This is a genomic window from Paenibacillus sp. (genome assembly GCF_048976745.1).
In the GTDB taxonomy this organism is placed as follows: domain Bacteria; phylum Bacillota; class Bacilli; order Paenibacillales; family Paenibacillaceae; genus Paenibacillus.
The window spans coordinates 48,749-66,350 of the sequence record NZ_JBHGUU010000011.1 but is presented as its reverse complement, the minus strand read 5'-3'; the positions used below and the strand labels follow the sequence as shown (position 1 = coordinate 66,350).

The 17,602-nt window shown below is 46.4% G+C and carries 16 protein-coding genes; 11 read left to right on the top strand and 5 right to left on the bottom strand.

The annotated features are described in order from the left end of the window. Positions 1–15 precede the first annotated feature (15 nt). Complete coding sequence (locus ACE3K2_RS18130) at positions 16–1,047, bottom strand: ribonucleotide-diphosphate reductase subunit beta (protein WP_421893142.1); 1,032 nt, start codon at positions 1,045–1,047, stop codon at positions 16–18. A gap of 238 nt (positions 1,048–1,285) precedes the next feature. Next, complete coding sequence (locus tag ACE3K2_RS18125; RefSeq protein WP_421893140.1) at positions 1,286–3,619, bottom strand: ribonucleoside-diphosphate reductase subunit alpha; 2,334 nt, start codon at positions 3,617–3,619, stop codon at positions 1,286–1,288. Between the two features lie 774 nt (positions 3,620–4,393). On the opposite strand from ACE3K2_RS18125, the gene ACE3K2_RS18120 reads away from it, so the two are divergent. Further along, positions 4,394–4,720: an MTH1187 family thiamine-binding protein gene (locus tag ACE3K2_RS18120; RefSeq protein ID WP_421893138.1), complete on the top strand. Its 327-nt coding sequence runs from the start codon at positions 4,394–4,396 to the stop codon at positions 4,718–4,720. A gap of 92 nt (positions 4,721–4,812) precedes the next feature. Here the strand turns inward: ACE3K2_RS18120 and ACE3K2_RS18115 are convergent, their stop codons facing one another. Beyond that, positions 4,813–5,937, bottom strand: a complete 1,125-nt coding sequence (locus ACE3K2_RS18115) for a PsbP-related protein (RefSeq protein ID WP_421893135.1) — start codon at positions 5,935–5,937, stop codon at positions 4,813–4,815. Positions 5,938–6,377: 440 nt separating this feature from the next. Here ACE3K2_RS18115 and ACE3K2_RS18110 point away from each other — a divergent pair, with 440 nt between their 5' ends. The 6 genes from ACE3K2_RS18110 to ACE3K2_RS18085 all read left to right on the top strand — a co-directional run bounded on the left by ACE3K2_RS18110 (position 6,378) and on the right by ACE3K2_RS18085 (position 11,374). After that, a complete protein-coding gene (locus ACE3K2_RS18110) occupies positions 6,378–6,482 on the top strand; it encodes a hypothetical protein (RefSeq protein ID WP_017690880.1) in 105 nt (34 codons plus the stop codon). A gap of 43 nt (positions 6,483–6,525) precedes the next feature. After that, entirely contained in the window at positions 6,526–6,633 is a 108-nt protein-coding gene (locus ACE3K2_RS18105) for a sporulation protein YjcZ (RefSeq protein WP_201028111.1), read from the top strand. Positions 6,634–6,897: 264 nt separating this feature from the next. Then, complete coding sequence (locus tag ACE3K2_RS18100) at positions 6,898–7,209, top strand: hypothetical protein (RefSeq protein ID WP_421893132.1); 312 nt, start codon at positions 6,898–6,900, stop codon at positions 7,207–7,209. An 885-nt stretch (positions 7,210–8,094) separates the two neighbouring features. Next, on the top strand, positions 8,095–8,691 hold the full coding sequence (locus ACE3K2_RS18095) for an RNA polymerase sigma factor (RefSeq protein WP_421893130.1): 597 nt from the start codon (positions 8,095–8,097) through the stop codon (positions 8,689–8,691). Then, entirely contained in the window at positions 8,688–9,671 is a 984-nt protein-coding gene (locus ACE3K2_RS18090) for an anti-sigma factor domain-containing protein (RefSeq protein ID WP_421893127.1), read from the top strand. The genes ACE3K2_RS18095 and ACE3K2_RS18090 overlap by 4 nt, the downstream gene beginning before the upstream one ends. 191 nt (positions 9,672–9,862) lie before the next feature. Then, on the top strand, positions 9,863–11,374 hold the full coding sequence (locus ACE3K2_RS18085) for an HD domain-containing phosphohydrolase (protein ID WP_421893123.1): 1,512 nt from the start codon (positions 9,863–9,865) through the stop codon (positions 11,372–11,374). Between the two features lie 4 nt (positions 11,375–11,378). Here ACE3K2_RS18085 and ACE3K2_RS18080 read toward each other — a convergent pair whose 3' ends face one another. Next, entirely contained in the window at positions 11,379–12,032 is a 654-nt protein-coding gene (locus ACE3K2_RS18080; protein ID WP_421893120.1) for a phosphatase PAP2 family protein, read from the bottom strand. Between the two features lie 463 nt (positions 12,033–12,495). Between ACE3K2_RS18080 and ACE3K2_RS18075 the strand changes: the two genes are divergently transcribed. The 4 genes from ACE3K2_RS18075 (at position 12,496) to ACE3K2_RS18060 (ending at position 16,530) form a co-directional block, all read left to right on the top strand. Then, on the top strand, positions 12,496–13,911 hold the full coding sequence (locus tag ACE3K2_RS18075) for a sensor histidine kinase (protein ID WP_421893117.1): 1,416 nt from the start codon (positions 12,496–12,498) through the stop codon (positions 13,909–13,911). Between the two features lie 208 nt (positions 13,912–14,119). After that, complete coding sequence (locus ACE3K2_RS18070) at positions 14,120–15,277, top strand: MFS transporter (RefSeq protein ID WP_421893114.1); 1,158 nt, start codon at positions 14,120–14,122, stop codon at positions 15,275–15,277. Positions 15,278–15,351: 74 nt separating this feature from the next. Further along, positions 15,352–16,008 (top strand): oxidoreductase, encoded by a 657-nt coding sequence (locus tag ACE3K2_RS18065; protein WP_421893670.1) that lies wholly within the window; start codon positions 15,352–15,354, stop codon positions 16,006–16,008. Between the two features lie 147 nt (positions 16,009–16,155). Further along, on the top strand, positions 16,156–16,530 hold the full coding sequence (locus ACE3K2_RS18060; protein WP_017690870.1) for a RidA family protein: 375 nt from the start codon (positions 16,156–16,158) through the stop codon (positions 16,528–16,530). Positions 16,531–16,630: 100 nt separating this feature from the next. On the opposite strand, the gene ACE3K2_RS18055 is transcribed toward ACE3K2_RS18060, so the two are convergent. Beyond that, positions 16,631–17,389, bottom strand: a complete 759-nt coding sequence (locus ACE3K2_RS18055; RefSeq protein ID WP_421893111.1) for a tryptophan-rich sensory protein — start codon at positions 17,387–17,389, stop codon at positions 16,631–16,633. Positions 17,390–17,602: the final 213 nt, after the last annotated feature.

Below are 17,602 nucleotides of genomic sequence, written 5' to 3'. Positions count from 1 at the left end.
CCTGATCAGAAGATTTTACAAATCGTCAAATCCGTTATCGTCGCCAACTTTACCGTAGTTACGGGATTTGGCTTCGAAGAAGTCGGTTTTGGTTGCATTCAGTGCTTCATCAGAGAATGGTTTGATCCAAGGCATGCAGTTTACATCCACACCTTCATATGCTTTTTCCATACCCATCAGACGCAGACGTTTGTTGGCGATGTACTTGATGTAGTCTTCCAACTCGTTCAGGTCAATCCCACGTACGTTGCTGAGTGTGTAATGTGCCCAGTTGGTTTCAAGCTCAACCGCACGATGGATTGTTTGGTATACGTAGTCCATGTTCTCAGGTGTGTTCAGTTCAGGGAAGTCTACCAGCAACTGTTTGTACACTTCAGCGAAGAAATAACAGTGTTGGTTTTCATCCCGCTGGATATATGAGATCATCTGGCTGGTTGCCATCATTTTCTGGTCACGGGCCAGATTATAGAAGAAGGCAAACGTACTATAGAAGAAGATACCTTCGAGTACCAGATCGGCTACCATCGCCTGGAAGAACGTCTGTGGAGACGGCTCGTCCCGGAAGTTCTGATAGATATCAGCGATGAATCGGTTACGGTCAAGCAGGACTGGATCATGTTTCCAGTATTCGAAAATTTCCTTTTGCTCCCGATCCGATACGATGGAAGAGAGGACGTAGGAATACGATTGGTTATGAACAACTTCCTGTTGTCCGATAATGGCCGAGATCGCCTCGAGTGAAGAGTCGGTAAAGTAACGTTTTACGTCACCCACAAACATCGTCTGCATGGAATCAAGTACCGCGAGCAGGGAGATGTTGATTTTGAATGTACGTTGCTCTTCCTCGTCCAGTTGAGCAAATTGGGAAGCATCTTTGGACATTGGAATCTCGTCTGCGATCCAGTGGTTGAGCAGCAGTACTTTGTACAATTTGTACATATGAGGCATGCGAATGTCGTTCCAGTTCAGGATACCCGAGCATTCACCTTCAATAATACGGGTTGATTGGTTAGGGGCTTCGGTGTTGAAAATTTTCTGTACTTGCATAATCCGTTCACTCCTTGAATGAATTTACACTGTATAACGACTGTCCTCTTTGTTATCGTGTAATCATTAATTCTTTTATATATTAGGGTTCTATACTGTGGCATCTATATCAACATCTTGCGATGCTGTGATCGTGTTTTAGGCAAAAAAGAACCAGGGCAACGCCATTTTGCAATCAAAACAGGATGCCCTGGTGGTCATCGTGAATCTAGTCAGCTTTCTCTATCACGGATAAAACTTAGCTTGCGCAAGAATCACATTCTTCAATGGTTAATGCCCGGCTACGGACGTAATACGTCGATTTCATGCCGGCTCTCCAGGCGTGCAAGTGCAGTTCCAGGAATTCCGTTGCTTTGATATCCGGACGAACATACAGGTTGAAGCTCTGTCCCTGATCGACGTGGCGCTGACGGGCAGCGGCCATATTGATGGAAGCATGTTGATCAACCATGAATGCTGTTTTGTAATACCAGATCGTTTTTTCGGACAGGTCCGGTGCCGGGTTGGCAATTTTGTATGTTGTTTTCTCTTCATAAGACAACAGCTCATAGAGCGGATCAATGCTGGCTGTAGAGCCGGCAATGATGGACGTGGAACCGTTTGGTGCAATGGCGAACAACCAAGCATTACGCACACCGTTTTGCTGTACTTGGGCTTGCAGTTCTTTCCACTGTTCCGTTGTCACGAACTCCCCTACGCGCTCACCTGACGTGTACTCGCGCTGATCGAAGTAGTGACCACTTTCCCAATCGGAACCTTTGAACTTCGGATAATGTCCTTTTTCCTTGGACAGCTCCATGCTGGCTTTCACGAGCAGGTAGTTAATTTTCTCGTACAGATTATCGTTATACGTTACCGCTTCTTCGGACTCCCAACGAATGCCTTCGAGGGCAAGCAAGTGGTGAAGTCCGAACGTTCCCAGGCCAACTGCACGATATTGGCTATTGGTGTATTGGGCCTGCAGCACTTCAATGTTGTTAATGTCGATAACGTTGTCCAGCATACGTACCTGAATCGGTACCAGACGCTCCAGTACATTGTGAGGCACGGCACGTGCCAAGTGAATGGAGTTCAGGTTGCAGACAACGAAGTCGCCAGGTACTTTGGAAATCACGATGCGAGTTTGTCCATCTTTGGTTACGAGTTCTTCTTTTTCTACTACAGTAGCAGATTGGTTCTGCATGATCTCGGTACAAAGGTTGGAAGAGTAGACCATACCGTGTGCACGGTTCGGGTTCGCACGGTTGACGGTATCCCGGTAGAACATGTACGGCGTACCTGTTTCCAGCTGGGACTTCATTACACGTTTCATAATATCAATCGCCTGAACGGTGATACGGGACAACAGCGGGTGATTAACTGCTTCTTCGTATTTTTCACGGAACGCACCTGCACCAAAGGACTCATCATAGAAATCTTCCAGTCCGAGTGGACGACCATTCTCGTCTTTCCAGCCCATCACTTTCTTCGTTTCGTGCGGGCAGAACAAGCTCCACTCGCCGCGGTTGGATACCCGCTCCATGAACAAGTCAGGCAGACAGATGCCGTGGAATACGTCATGTGCGCGCATCCGCTCGTCACCGTTGTTCAGCTTCAGATCAAGGAAGGCCAGAATGTCTTTGTGGAATACATCCAGATATACGGCAATGGCACCTTTACGTGTACCAAGCTGGTCTACGCTGACCGCTGTATTGTTCAGTTGGCGAATCCAAGGGATTACTCCAGAGCTTGTGTTTTTGTGTCCACGGATATCCGATCCACGTGCTCTGACTTTACCGAGATACACGCCGATACCGCCGCCCATTTTGCTCAGACGAGCTACATCCGTATTGGAATCGAAGATACCTTCCAGTGAATCGTCCACGGTATCAATGAAGCAGCTTGAGAGTTGTCCAGCCACTTTTTTACCCGCATTGGACATCGTAGGTGTAGCTGCTGTCATATACATGTTGCTCATTGCCCAGTATGCTTCCTTGACAAGGTCCATACGTTTCTCAGCAGGCTCCTGATGCATCAGGTACATCGCGATAACCATGTAACGCTCTTGAGGCAACTCCATCACTTTTCCGTCAAAATCGTGAGCAAGGTAACGTTCTGCCAGTGTGAGCAAGCCGATGTAATCGAAGAGCAGATCGTTGCGGTAGTCAATGCACTCAGCAAGTTCGTCGATCTGTTCTTTAGTGTAATATTCCAGCAGTTCTTCACGGTAGATGCCTTTTTTCACGAGATCCACAAGAAGAGGGTGGAATGCGCCATAAGGCTCGTCCGGGTAAGACTTGTATCTGCGGTTGGTAGCCGCTTTTTTGTACAGGGATGTGAGCAGGGAGCGTGCCGCTGCAAATTTCCAGTTAGGCTCCTCTTTGGTTACCAGTTCCAGTGCGCTCATCATAAAAGCGTTGCTGATTTCGTCTCCGGTAACTTCATCACGGCGGAGCTTGCTGTTTACCCCGCGTACCAGACGTTCCTTGTCGAGCATGTCCAGTCCTTCCAGAATACGGTCGGCATATACCGAGATGCGCATATCATCAAAGGCAAGCTGGCGGTTGTTCGGCTTGGTCACAACTTGTGGCATGAATATTCCTCGCTTTCGCATGTTTAAGAGATAAATTGGAGAAATTCTTTATATAAAGAATTGAGTGTCTTTCTTACGGTGAGAAAAAGAAATAGGATTGCATTTTGTGGACTGAAACGGCGGCGACAGATCATGTCTTAGATCGCTCAATTAGAGAGCACAAAGCAGCACATTGCAGAACATGCTCATATAAAAAGCATTCTCCCGCCTCGCGGCTGAAAATGCCCATGGATGCTCTGGCTTCCTTACTGTCTTAGAGGTTCAGAATATCGACAGAGAAGGGTGCTTATGTAAGCTTTTGTCTATATGCAGATGTGCCTGTAGTTTGAGGATACCGGATGCAGTCCAAACAGCCCCGTTAACCTCCGTGTCAACTCTGTTTCGAGAAAGCGATTTACACCTACAGGGACGTGCCTTTGGAGGTGATTTCATCCTGTTTTTCGCGAGAATGCAGAAGGTGACTAATAGAAGCGGAGAAATCTAGTGTTACTACATTTTGTAGCTGTCAACATACTGTAACCCAACATATTGTGTTTGTAAAGTGGGCAGAACCAGTAAAACGTAATTCCGAGTATACCATTTAAGCCAGGAATCCGCAAAGGAAAAGGACTGGAAGATTTGAAGAATTATCAAAAAAAAATTTTGACCAATTTGAATGACGTCTTCACGTCAGTTTGAATTGTAACGTATTCAACTGGTAGAATAAAAGTAGTCAAAAATCAACTAAATTAAGCGGCAGCGGTTGTTCACGGGGCCCAGAGGAGGCGGAGAAAAATGGCAATAGCAGAAGTGACTGTGATTCCAATCGGAACGGGTACAACAAGTCTAAGCAGTTATGTGGCAGAGATGCAAAAGGTATTGGAACATCAACGGGGCATTACATATCAGTTAACTTCCATGAGCACCATTATTGAGGGACCGCTTAACGAGATCTTTACAGCAATTGCGGCTCTGCATGAAGCACCGTTTTTGTCAGGAGCTCAGCGTGTTTCCACATCCGTCAAAATTGACGACCGTCGTGATAAACCGGATGCCTCAAGTATACAGAAGTTACAATCGGTTCAGGATAAACTGACGTCCCTTCAGGCAAGACCTAATTAATTCCTAATGTAAATACTCTACATCCCTAAATCGAATGTCAAAAAGACCAGTCTTTTAAAGAACTGGCCTTTTTGTAATGCTTATTTAACTGTTTAATCTGCAACTACCAATGAGGCTCCAATCAAAGTAGCGTTGGTGTAACCACCACCAACATTTTCAAAAGAGAAGTTGGTAATTGGTGCACCGATAACAGTAGCATAATCACCGTCAAGCAAATCTCCAGTCGTGGCAGGATATAACGCTATAATATCGTTTCCGTTCTCATCCATGACATGAACGATAGAGAAAGTTGCTCCGAGAGAGCTATCTTCTTCAACGGAAATGACTTCACCGCTGACTTGTACGAATTGATCATAATAGTTAGCCACATTTTTATTCAGATGACGAGTCGTTACATTGGTGTCCACGAGCTCCTTCGCCTTTTTGCGGAGTTCTGCCGTGCTGGCAGGGAATACATCGCTATGCTTGCCAAAGAAATCATAAGATGCCTGCTCCATAAAGGCTGTGTCTTCTGTAATGTAGGGAGTTAACTCATTAAAGAAATCCGCAGCTGATGCTGTGGCAGATGTATTTCCAGTCGTTGCGGTTGTTGCTGTTTGCTCCAGAGGAACAGTAATGCTTAGGGAATCCAAGATATCTTTGATCTCATCCTGATTATACGTATCCTTGGCGTAGGTCAACGTCATGGTATAAAGTTCTGTATTAGTTGGAATCAGATATTGGACAAGGACAACTGCTGTATCCGAGGAGTGCTTATACGTACCCTCCAATACACCTGCACTATATTCTTTATAAGGCTTGCTTGTGTAGCTGGTTTTTTTATAATCGGTAATGCCGATACTTGAACCGTTTTGTGTGTAATAATCAACCACATTATTGGCGTATTCTTCAGGATTGATTGAACCGGTTGAGTTGGCCTCAATCGACAGATTCATATTATCTGCAAATGTGGCTGATGAAGATTGGTTTGAAAAAGCAGCTTTAATGGACGGAACGTTCATTTGACTTGTATCGACGCTTTTCCAGGATTCAGGATATGCAAAGGAAAATCCTTCTCCACTATATGTAGTGTATTTCGTAGTGTTTGCTTCTGTTGAGACAGTTTCGGTAACCTTGGTTGCTTCTGAAGTTTGGCTATCGGCTGTAGAGTTGGTTTCTGAATTACCACACGCGCTAAGCAATGCGGCTAGTGCCAAAATCGTAATAAGTTTCTTCATTATGTCTAATGTCTCCTAATATGCTTCCCATCGGTTGGGATTTTTTCTAAGGTCATCAATTCGTTTGGGATAATCTAGTTTAGGTGGTGGGCATGGAAACTCCTTTCTGCTTTATTAGTAAAATAATAACATAAATAAAGTTTTCAGTATTCATAATTACTAAAAGGTAATTTATCTGTATTTAACAAGTTGAAGTCTAATAATACACCGTATTGGTATCCATTTTGAACGATAGTACATACATTTGGTTGATGTAACCGTTAGATCTTTTATGACTTAAACGTATGTGAACATAACCGTCAGGCTTAAGAACTAACCTGTTTGGATTTGCAATTAGAGAATAGTTGGTGGGAAAAACAGCCCATTTTCGACCTGAGCCCGGTCCCATGTGTGATTGGTGCATATAGTGAACTGTACCTCAAATCAAAGGAGGGGTTTACATGAGTGGAGTAGTAGGTGGATACGGCGGCGCATGGACATCGACTGGCGCGATCTTGGTTCTCTTTATCTTGTTGGTCATCATCTCTAAAGCATTCTTGATCTAATACACCGCTTGGACCCTAACATATTCGTAAAGGAGGGTTCTGCATGAGCAAAGTAGTTGAAGGCGTAGGATACGGCGGCTGGACATCAACTGGAGCAATCCTGGTTCTGTTCATTCTTCTCGTAATCATCACTAAATCATTCTGGGTATAATATGGCGAACTCTGCCGGGCAACCGGTGGGGTTTTTTTTCTAGAGGACAAGCATGGGGGAGAGTCAGGGAGAGCGAATAGCTTACGGTGAACGGAAGATTTGGATGGATTTCAAGAAATGAAAGGGCGGCGTATCGTTCGAAAATAGGGAAGGTTACCTAACGGCTAAACGCCCATTTTGTCAAAATGAGGGCAATAGCCCGGTCCAGAGGTAGGCTAAATACATAGCTTAGGGGTGTAGGCAAATGTTAAGGAGGAATGAACAATGAGCGAAGTAAAACCAAACTCACCGAACGGACAGGGGCATGTATACGGACATATGGGAGGTTATGATCATATGCAAGGATACCAATACACAGGTCATGAAATGCATGGGTATGGATATGGTTGTGGAACAATGCCGATGGGCTACGGTTACGGACACCAGCCAAATCAAGCTCCGATGATGCATGGTTATGGTTATCAAAAGGGTTGTGGAGTATCTTATGGTTATGGCGGCGGAAGCTGGGGCTCCATGGGCACCATTCTTGTGCTGTTCATCCTGCTGGTGATTATCTCCAAAACAATGTTTATCTAAGCATTTGTGGATGCAAGGAGAATTTGCTGGTCGTGGAGCGTTACGATTGGTGCTCTAAATAAACACGGAGTTCCATGTTGAGGCATAACGGATCTATGATACAGAGCGGGGCAGCGTAGGGAATTATCCTGCGTTGTTCCTTTTTTTGTTTTGGGATGGTATTTTAACGAACTCCACAGCCCCTATTCCATGAATTTCTGCCATTTCAAAAGTTTAAGGAATCGTAGATGTCCTATTATCTGGATCGGGCATCTGTGGGGTGTGCAGGATTCGTTAGCGTCTGGTGAACGTAAACAGTTGCTTTAGAAGCCAGGGGTTTTGGCTCCATGAATGAATGGTGTCCCGACAGTCTGTTGATGGTGCTGAAATGTGTATGTAGACATGAATAAGCACCCGGAACCCAATTCCGGGTGCTTGTGTATGTTTTCAATCTTCTCAAGAATAAGTGATATCCAAAACAACAAAAGCCCTACCTCTCTTTTGTCCTTGCGGCTCCGATGACCGCGCCAGTGTGAATGGGAACATCTTGTGAAACTCTGTAATACCGGGTTATTGTGATTCAGGTTCTTCAATCTTCATAGGTTGATTGTACTTATTCGCTGCGGTCGCAGCATGAAGAAAATATTCCGGGGTTTAAAGAAGACAGAAATCATATGAGGTTGTTAATACAACTTTTATAGTATACCACAGGTTGTAATTTTCTGCAATAAAAAGGAAAGCACGACCAGAATAATATGTTATGGGAGTAATTTTTCTTTCCGTAGGTGAATGTTTGTGTTGAAAAAAGACAGAAAATTTTCAGTTTATTTCTTCATGGAGGTAATCCTCTTCAAAAGATTCTGCGTAGGTTATAATAAGAGGGAAGAAACAGAAAGGGGCCCTCGCATGACTGAATCGATGGAGGACAGCAGGTTAATGCGGCAGATTGCGGAACGTGATTCCTCCGCACTGGAGCTTTTATATGACCGTTATGAGCGAGCGGTGTATTCTTTTGCCTATCGGATCGTTGGCGATCCCATGACGGCAGAAGAAACCGTTCAGGAGCTTTTTATGCGGGTCTGGAATAATGCTGAACGATACGATGCCTCACAGGGGAAGCTGACCACATGGATGTTTGCGATCACGCGTAACATAGCAGTGGACATGCTGAGGCGGAAATCGAAAGGGGCAGCGGCTACTTCAGTTGAACACGAGACACTGGCGGCCTATGCCGATGAGCATACGAATACGGAAGAAGAAGTGCAGCGTAAATGGGAAGGCACCCGAATTAAAGAGGCGTTGTCCCAATTGAACGGTGATCAGCAACAAGTTATAGAATCGATTTATTATGCGGGATTAACCCAGCAGGAAGTATCCAGCCGATTCGGGATTCCGTTGGGTACAGTAAAGAGCCGTGTCAGGCTTGCCATGCGACAGCTCCAAAAGTTGCTGGCCGATGCTGAATTGCATCCGGACGCGGGAAGGGAGGGCATACATCCATGATAGAACGACATGAGGAGTGGTCTGATCTGGCACCGATGTATGTGCTGGGCGGACTGGAAGCAGAGGAAGTGGCGGCGTTTGAAGCGCATATGGCAACATGCGAACCTTGTCGCCAGGAGGTGAGGGAATTGCAGGAAGTGACTGGCTTCCTGCCACTTGCGGCGGAACCTGTAGCACCGCCGCAAGGCATGCGAGCACGTGTGCTGGGCAACGTGCTCGGACATGTGCAGGAGAGCGCCAAGGCGAAGCTGGCGGCGGCTCCTGCAGAGCCTGAAGCACCCGTGGTGCTTCAGGAGGACCTTGCGCCGCAGCACGAACGTGCGGCGCAGCCCGGGCCAGGCTTGCCGCCGGTAACGGCGGTGCCTGCGGCCCGGGTGGAAGAGGCTGCCCAGGCACAGCCATGGCAGCCACAAGCGCACGCGCGTGCAGGCATCAGCAGCGCCTGGCGCATAGCCAGTGCAGGCCTTGCGGCAGCAGCGCTATTGCTTGGCGTGTACACGGCGCAGCTGCAGCGCCAGATCGACTCGCTGACACAGCAAGCGGCGAGCTCGTCGGCTGCGCAAGAGCAATTGGTGCAGGCACAGGCGCAGAATGCGCAGCTGCAAGAGCAGCTGGCATCAGCTCTGGAACCTGCACAGGGCATGCAGACCGGCGAGGCAGTGAAGCTAAATCCTGCAACGCAGGATATTGTAGCTCAGGGTCTCGCAACCATCGTGATTGACAGCAAAGGCACTCACCTGGTTGTGCAGGCGGAGAACCTGCCGAACCTGGAAGGCAACGAGGCTTTTCAGGTGTGGTTGATCAAAGGAGATACCCCTCAGAATGCCGGTACGTTCCTTAGTCGTGATGGGACGGGAGCGGTATACTACACATTGGATTCGGCCAACGACTATGATACGGTCGCCATCACGCTTGAACCGGATGCAATGGGAGATGAGCCGCGGGGTACAATGATTCTGGCTGCCAAAATTAAAGGATAAATATAGGATATATCACCAAAGGTTGCTCCGTTGTGGAGCAGCCTTTTTGTGCTTTGCAGATTATTACCAGAGATCGGTACAGGGTTAATTTTTTTGGTCGGAGCAACCGATAAACAAATAGAAGACAATACCCTTAATCTCCCCGTGTCTCAAGGGAGAACTGGTTGCACACAAGAGAGTGAGGGGTTCAGTTGGAAGCATACCGTTCATTTATCTTTCGCCTGATACGCAATTATCTGATCGGTTCACTGGCGGCTGTTTTTGTTGTCGGTACAGTGGTTATGGTATCTACCCTGCAAATACCCAATATTCAATTCGTTCGACTCATCTTCATTGTACTGATTTCACTTTTGTTCATGCTGGTTGCAGAATTAATTACACTGTGGGTGCAGTTAGGACCCATAAGACAATTTTTCGCTTCCGAGCATCACGAGAGAGACGAATTGAACATCATGTATGAGAAAATTCATCGTTTCCCTGGACAGACCATATATCGGATTATGTGTCCGCACATGCTTGGTTTTTCGCTTCCGGCAGCTGGATTAACAATATGGATGATATCCACAGGGGGACTTGAATTCCCTTACTTGTATATTATTGTGGCCGCGGCATGTGCTTTTCTGATTGCTACCATGCATGCGTTGATTGAGTATTACCTAGCGGTGAGGGCGATTAGACCCCTGTTACTAGAGATTCGTCAACGAGGCAAAACTCAATATGGGATGGAACCTTCACTGGGTGGACGTATTCTGGTATCGATTCAACGTAAATTTCAGCTAAGTACGGCACTGATCGGCTTATTTCCTCTATTTCTATTTTTCCTGGCTACATACATTCGGCTTCAGTATTTGGACAGTGAATTTGCGAAAGAGTACATTCTTTGGGGAATTCTCATCGTGTTTCTGGGCGCGGGGTTTGCACTGGTGGGAAGCTGGCTGTTGATTCGTGATGTTCGTGATCCCGTTGCTGAACTGACGCATGAGATGAACCGAATTCAGGGGGGAGATCTTGGCAGACGAGCTCCGGATCTGTATGCGGATGAATTTTCGGCACTCATCTCTGGTTTCAATATGATGATTAATCGGCTGGAGATGAGACAGGAACGCAATCGGCAGTTGTTGCAAAGTTATTTTTCTACGCTGGCTGCTGCATTGGACGCCCGAGATAAATACACAGCAGGGCATTCCATGCGGGTGGCAGAGTATTCGCTGATGATTGGCAAGTTAAGCGGAATGAATGAGGAACAGGCGGATTTGTTGTACAAATCAGCTCTGCTTCACGATATCGGGAAAATCGGCATACCTGATGAGGTACTGCTGAAGGATGGAAAATTAAGCGAAGAAGAATTCGCGATTATTCGCACACATCCCGTGCAGGGAGAGAGTATTTTGTTACAGATAGAGCCTATTGATGCCATGGCGGACTTTCTGCCAGGTGTACGTTCTCACCATGAGAGATATGATGGCAAAGGATACCCGGATGGGATGGCTGGTGAGGATATCCCTCTTTTTGGCCGCATCATTGCGGTAGCGGATGCCTTTGATGCCATGACGTCGGATCGACCATATCGGAATGGGATGAGTCACGAGAAAGCACTAACGATTTTGGAAGAAGGAAAAGGGACCCAATGGGACCCCTATTTTGCAGGTTTGTTTATTGATGAATGGAGACGACAACATCATCTTCAGAAAAGATCGAAGTGAGGGATCAGTTGATCCCCTCTGTCCACTTCGATTCTTTTCTGCGTCTCCGATGTAGAGCGAGCCCTGTTATGATGGTAAGAACACATTCGCCCAGTATAACTGCACCCAAGGCATCATAGATCACATGTTGTTTGATCATTAGCGTGGATACAATAATGGTTGCGGCACCGGCAACCACCAAAATCTTAATGGGTTTGCGGATGCTTGGAACCGAGAGAACGGCACGCATCACGAGATAAGAGTGAAGAGAATGAATACTTGGAAAACAATTATAAGGGCGGTCCTGGCTGTAAAGCCATCCGAGAACAGATGCTCCAAGGCCTGTACCCGTTAGTTCCGGGCGCGGTACCATGGTCTGAAAATTGAAGTAGATGAGATAACAGATCCAGACACAGATATTCATGGATAACAACACGCGGTAATACGTCAGCCGGTCTTTGGCACACAGGTAGGCGAGCACACCGAATACAAACGGGTACCAACCCAAATATGGAATGGACATGGCAGGTACATAGGGGATGATCCGGTCAAGCGAGGAATCAAGTATGACGAACCCGCGTTCCGGACTATTAAGAATATCATAGAAGAGCCCCATGACGGCCAAAGACAGCATCAGACTTAATGACAGCCAATAGGATTTACTTTTTAACAATTGCACAACATCTTTCTCCTTTCATTCATGTTCCGACGAACATGCCCCCAGCAAATATCTATATAAGTTGCACTATACATTCATTTTCACGAGAACTGAGGACAGAAATGACCTGAAGAAGCGGAGCTAAAAGCTTTCTGAAAGAAAGCTGCATCGAAAGCATACGCTTCGCCTTATCCACGGATTTTCCCTTTCAGAAAAGGGAATCGGAAAAATCTGGGATAACAGCGGTCAGAAGGTTGTTCTGTCATCGGAGTAGCAAGTGTAATTATTCTTTAGTTCAATCTATATAGTAGTTCAAATTTAAACAACAATATATTTTACTACGTTCAGCGCACAAATTGAATCCCAATTTGTGTATTTTTTTGGCGAAGAAGGAATGCAGAAGTTTCAAAGGGCATGATATGATAGAAACATATACGGACGAAGGTAATTTGGCCAGTAAAGTCGGGACAACAGGAGTGAGTGAATGCAATTTTCAAAAATGTTCGTATTGAATATGGGGATGCTTATTACCATTGCATATCTTGCTAGTGTGTTCTATAAATATGTCGTAATACGTACCTCTTCCCGAGTGAAGCAGATCAGTTCAGTGCTTGTCCTTATATTTGCAGGTTGGATCAGCACCGTTTTTGGGTTTCAACTCACCGATGAAGTGGTCTTTGATCTGCGTTATGTTCCTTTAATTGTTGCCGTTCTAACGTATAGACAACCCTATAGCGTAATTATCGTGGGTATTGGAATTGGGCTGTCGAGGCTGACTTTTGGCATCACGGATGCTACATTGGCGGCAGTGCTTAACATGTCTATTCTGGGTGTGATATGTGCAGGTTTGAATATATGGATGAGACGCAGCAACTACAGGCTGATTATTAAAGGCATACTTGTTACAGTTATTGTCAATGTCGTCAACAGTATAAACATCGCAATCGTTGGTGTTATCCCGGCTACATATTTCTTTTCCCATATTATGCCTTACACACTTCCTACAGGCATTTTGTTAAGTCTTATTTTTGCATTTATTTTACGTGATTTTCAGAATGAACAGAATCGAATTTTGCTTATCCAAAGTACAAACCGGTTATTATCTGTGCAAAAGGAAGAGTTACAGAAAGCCCAAATTGTACTGGAGGATCGAGCAAAACAATTGATGATTGCCTCACAGTACAAATCCGAATTTCTCGCCAATATGTCACATGAGCTGCGGACACCATTGAACAGTGTCATTAACTTTGCCCAGATGATCAGTGAGAACGCTGACACGATGGATCAGGAGGATATTGTACGTTTCGCCACCATGATCGACCACTCCGGGCAGGAACTGCTCACGCTCATTAACGATATTCTGGATCTGTCCAAAGTGGAAGCAGGTCGGCTGGATATTGTACTGGAGGATATCAGTGTGGCACAACTTACAGAAGATGCCATGAATCACTTTCAACTGGTTGCCGAGAAAAAAGGTATTCAGTTGCGAATGGATAAAAAACCGGGACTGCCCGACACGCTCTGGTCTGATCCCCAACGGGTTCAACAGATTTTGCGGAATCTGATGTCCAATGCCATCAAGTTCACTCACCGGGGGAAGGTCACGCTGACCGTAAGCACCAAGCAGATGAAGAATGCAGGTATTCAGAATCGATGGCTTGTTTTCTCCGTTCAGGACACAGGCATTGGTATTGCTGAGGACAAGCATCATTCCATATTTGAAGCTTTTCAGCAGGCGGATGGGTCGATTAGTCGAAAATTTGGCGGTACTGGACTTGGCCTGTCGATCAGTCGGGATTTGGCGAGATTACTGGGAGGATCGATTGAACTTGAGAGCATTGAAGGCGAGGGAAGCACCTTCCATCTTTATCTTCCGTTGAACCGTGAAAAAATGAGTTGACAACCTTCGCGCCGTGAGTAGAATTTGGGATGACAACTAGCATCGACCGGCTTTTGAGACCCGGTCTAAGGAGTGTATCCCCATACAGAAGACGGTCAACGTTAACCCTCTCCCGTCAGCAAGCAAACCACGGCGCAAGGGTTCGACACAACGCACGAATTTATCGATTGCAACATGGGAGGGTGTACCGGCAATTATTTTACAGACATTGCTGGGAGGCCCGTTTTTAACCGGATTTCTGCTGTACCTTGGGGCCGGGTCGAGACATATCGGCTTTGTGCTCGCGATTACGACATTCGTAAACATTGCCCAGATCGGAGCAGCTTACTGGATGCAGCGTATTCGCAGTCGAAAACGCATGCTGCTGTTATTTGTGGGCACACATCGTATCTTGTGGAGTGCGACGGGACTGATCCCGTTTATATTTCCCAAAGAGTGGTGGGTAAGTGTATATATTGTCGTGTATACGGTTGCTTTCATCTCAAATACCATTGGCGGCATGATCTGGACTTCACTAATTGGCGACATCGTACCTGCCAAGGTGAGAGGGCGTTATTTTGGAATTCGAAATACGATTCTGAATGCGCTTGGAAGCGTATGCTTATTCGCAGGTGGTATTGTTTTGGACCGTTACCCCGGAGAAATGGGTTTTCTGATCCTGTTTATTCCGGTTTGGATCTGTGCCATTGCCAACACCGTCATCTACTTCTTCTATCCGGATGTTCCATTTGAACGTTCTACCGAAAAGGTTTTCTGGCGGATGTTCATCAAGCCGTTCCAGGATCGTTCTTTCCTGAAAGCAACGCTGTTCCTGGCTGTCTGGTTATTGATCCAGACCTTGATTGTTCCGCTCTATTCCTATGTTATGTTGGATCTATTGAATATTAATTATCAGACGGTATCCCTGATCACGGTAGTTCAGACGCTGGTTATGATGGCCGGTTTCTATGTCTGGGGCAATCTGAATGCCAGATTCAGCAACAAAACCCTCCTATTCTGGACATTGCCCGTCATTGCACTCTCCTGTCTGTCGTGGGGGTTAATGTCGTTCATGCCCGTGTTGATCGCACTATTTCTATCGCATATCTTCCTTGGGATCGGTGTAGGTGGATTCAATCAGCTGGCATTTAACTTTACCATCGGAGACACACCCAAAAGTGAAAGACCTATGTTTGTCGCCGTGTATTCGGCGCTGACCGGAGTAACTTCGTTTCTTGGGCCGCTGTTGGGCGGCTGGTTGTATGAAAAGATGGAGACTTGGTCCGATGCGCTGGCCTGGATCTCAGCCTATGGATTTCAGGTGGGGGTTGGTGTCGTGATGTTGATTCTTACATTTACCCTTGGGCGTCGTGTACTGTTAAAATAGATATGATATCGCATGACGTAATATAAAGATGGCGAAGTGGAGGGATGTATTTGAATCGTCTCGATCGGAAAGCCATGGTGATTGGAGCCACGGGTCTTGTAGGCGAATTACTGGTTCATCAACTGCTGGAACACCCGGAATACAGTCTGGTTCGCGTTCTGGTTAGACGTCCGCTTGAGCTGCAACATCCCAAACTGGAACAGCATGTAGTGGACTGGGAACAGCTGGAGAGCCAGGGCCGCTTATTTGAAGGAATAGATGACCTGTACTGTTGTTTGGGTACCACGATCAAAAAAGCAGGCAGTCAGGACAATTTCCGTCAGGTGGATTATCATTACCCGGTTCGAGCAGCTACGATTGCGAAGCAACATGGGGTACTACAGATGCTGGTGATCTCCTCCATGGGAGCGAGTGCAGGTTCCCGGGTCTTTTACAGTCGGACCAAAGGGGAGATGGAGGATGCATTGTCCGATATCGGTTTTCGATCATTGCATATCTTCCGCCCTTCCTTAATTCTGGGAGATCGAAACGAGAAACGGTTCGGTGAACAGATGGCTGCCCATGCCATGAAGTTTCTGGATCGCTGGATGAAAGGCAGAGCCGATAAATACCGGGCGGTTCACGCAGCAACCATTGCACAGGCCATGACAAATATTGCACTGGTGCAAGCCAAGGGAAACCATGTGTATTCGAATGAAGTCATTCATGTCCTTGGTGTGGACGGGGGCTAAACACCTTTGAACGAGCTGTTTACTTCATATGGTAAGTGAGGAGCGTTTCTCGCTTGAGGTAGATCGTGGTATAATAGGCAACAAAAATGAGTTCGAACCCTGACTCCTTGCGGCAGCAGGATAACGAACATGAAGGAGAACTCGTCCATGAAAAAACCAATCTCTACCGATCAGGCGCCAGGCGCCATCGGTCCATACAGTCAAGCCGTTGATGCAGGCGATTTCATCTACACTTCCGGACAGCTCGGCCTGAATCCCCAAACGGGAGAATTCGGTGCAGATGTACAGGAGCAGACACGTCTGTCCTTGAGCAATGTGAAGGCTATCCTTGAAGCAGCAGGCACAAGTATGGATAAAATCGTGAAAACGACGGTGTTCCTGAAGGACATGAACGACTTTGTCCCTGTGAATGAAGTGTATAGCACGTTTTTCGAACAGCCGTATCCTGCACGCAGTGCAGTGGAAGTTGCGCGTTTGCCAAAAGATGCACTGGTGGAGATTGAGGTTATTGCCCTGAAATAGGACAACCTTCATTCGCTGCGTTATACATAAAAAGCCGATTTCAGGTCGAATGACCAGAATCGGCTTTTTGCTTATGGTTTTGCGATATGATGGAAGCCGCTCAATCGCGATCCTGATTACGGGCGAAGAACAGCCATACCGCGTAGATTGCCAGTACGATCGCAATGATGATTGCCGTATAATATACGGAAGTGACGTCCTTTTGTTTAAGAGCGATGGCGATGTATGCCCATGTGAATACCAGTGGATATACACTGTCCCGATAACGGAAGCTAACGAGTACAGCTAGCACCATACCCACAATCAACATAATGATCGTCCAGGTCGGTTCGCTGAGACCAAAACCATCCCAACCGATTTTATATAACAGCACAGCTGCATTGACGATCGTTGCCACGCTAACCCATCCCAGATAAATACTGAATGGCAGCTTCACAAGCCAGATCTCAGCAGTGGTTGGAACCGTAATGGTACGTGTTTTGACATACAGCACGATCAGAGACAACAGAAGCAGTACAATAATCAGTAAAGCGAGACCGGTCTGCAAGTTTTGAAAAGCAAAAATCCAGGCTACGTTAAAGGCACAGCTTGCCAGGAACCAATACCCGAGACGGGTGATGGAGTCCCTTTTCCACGAAGCAGGCACGAACTGATAGATCACAAAACCTGCAAGCAGCAAGTAGATCAAACCCCATATAGAGAAGGCATAGCCAGAGGGTGTGAGTAGCACAGGATACATATCCGATACTTCCTTGTTGGTTCTGCCCCCGATTGGCAGAGCGTTGGAAAGGTAGTTCACGATAATTACAGCGATAAAACCAATGGCGTTTAACCACTTGTACGGATTGTTACGTGACATTGTGTTTCCTCCTTGGTTTAACGAATGAATGAACCACGGGTCAGTCTACAATGAATATACCCAGTTCTTGCACATTCTAATAACAGCCGCAAAAAATTCACAAGTTGATCTTTCAGATCTTATGCTCTGCCGCTACGTTGGAACGGTACTCTGTCCCAATGTACGCGAAGCAAAGCAGAAATATGTCCATGCCCACGATGTCCCATTAGAAGA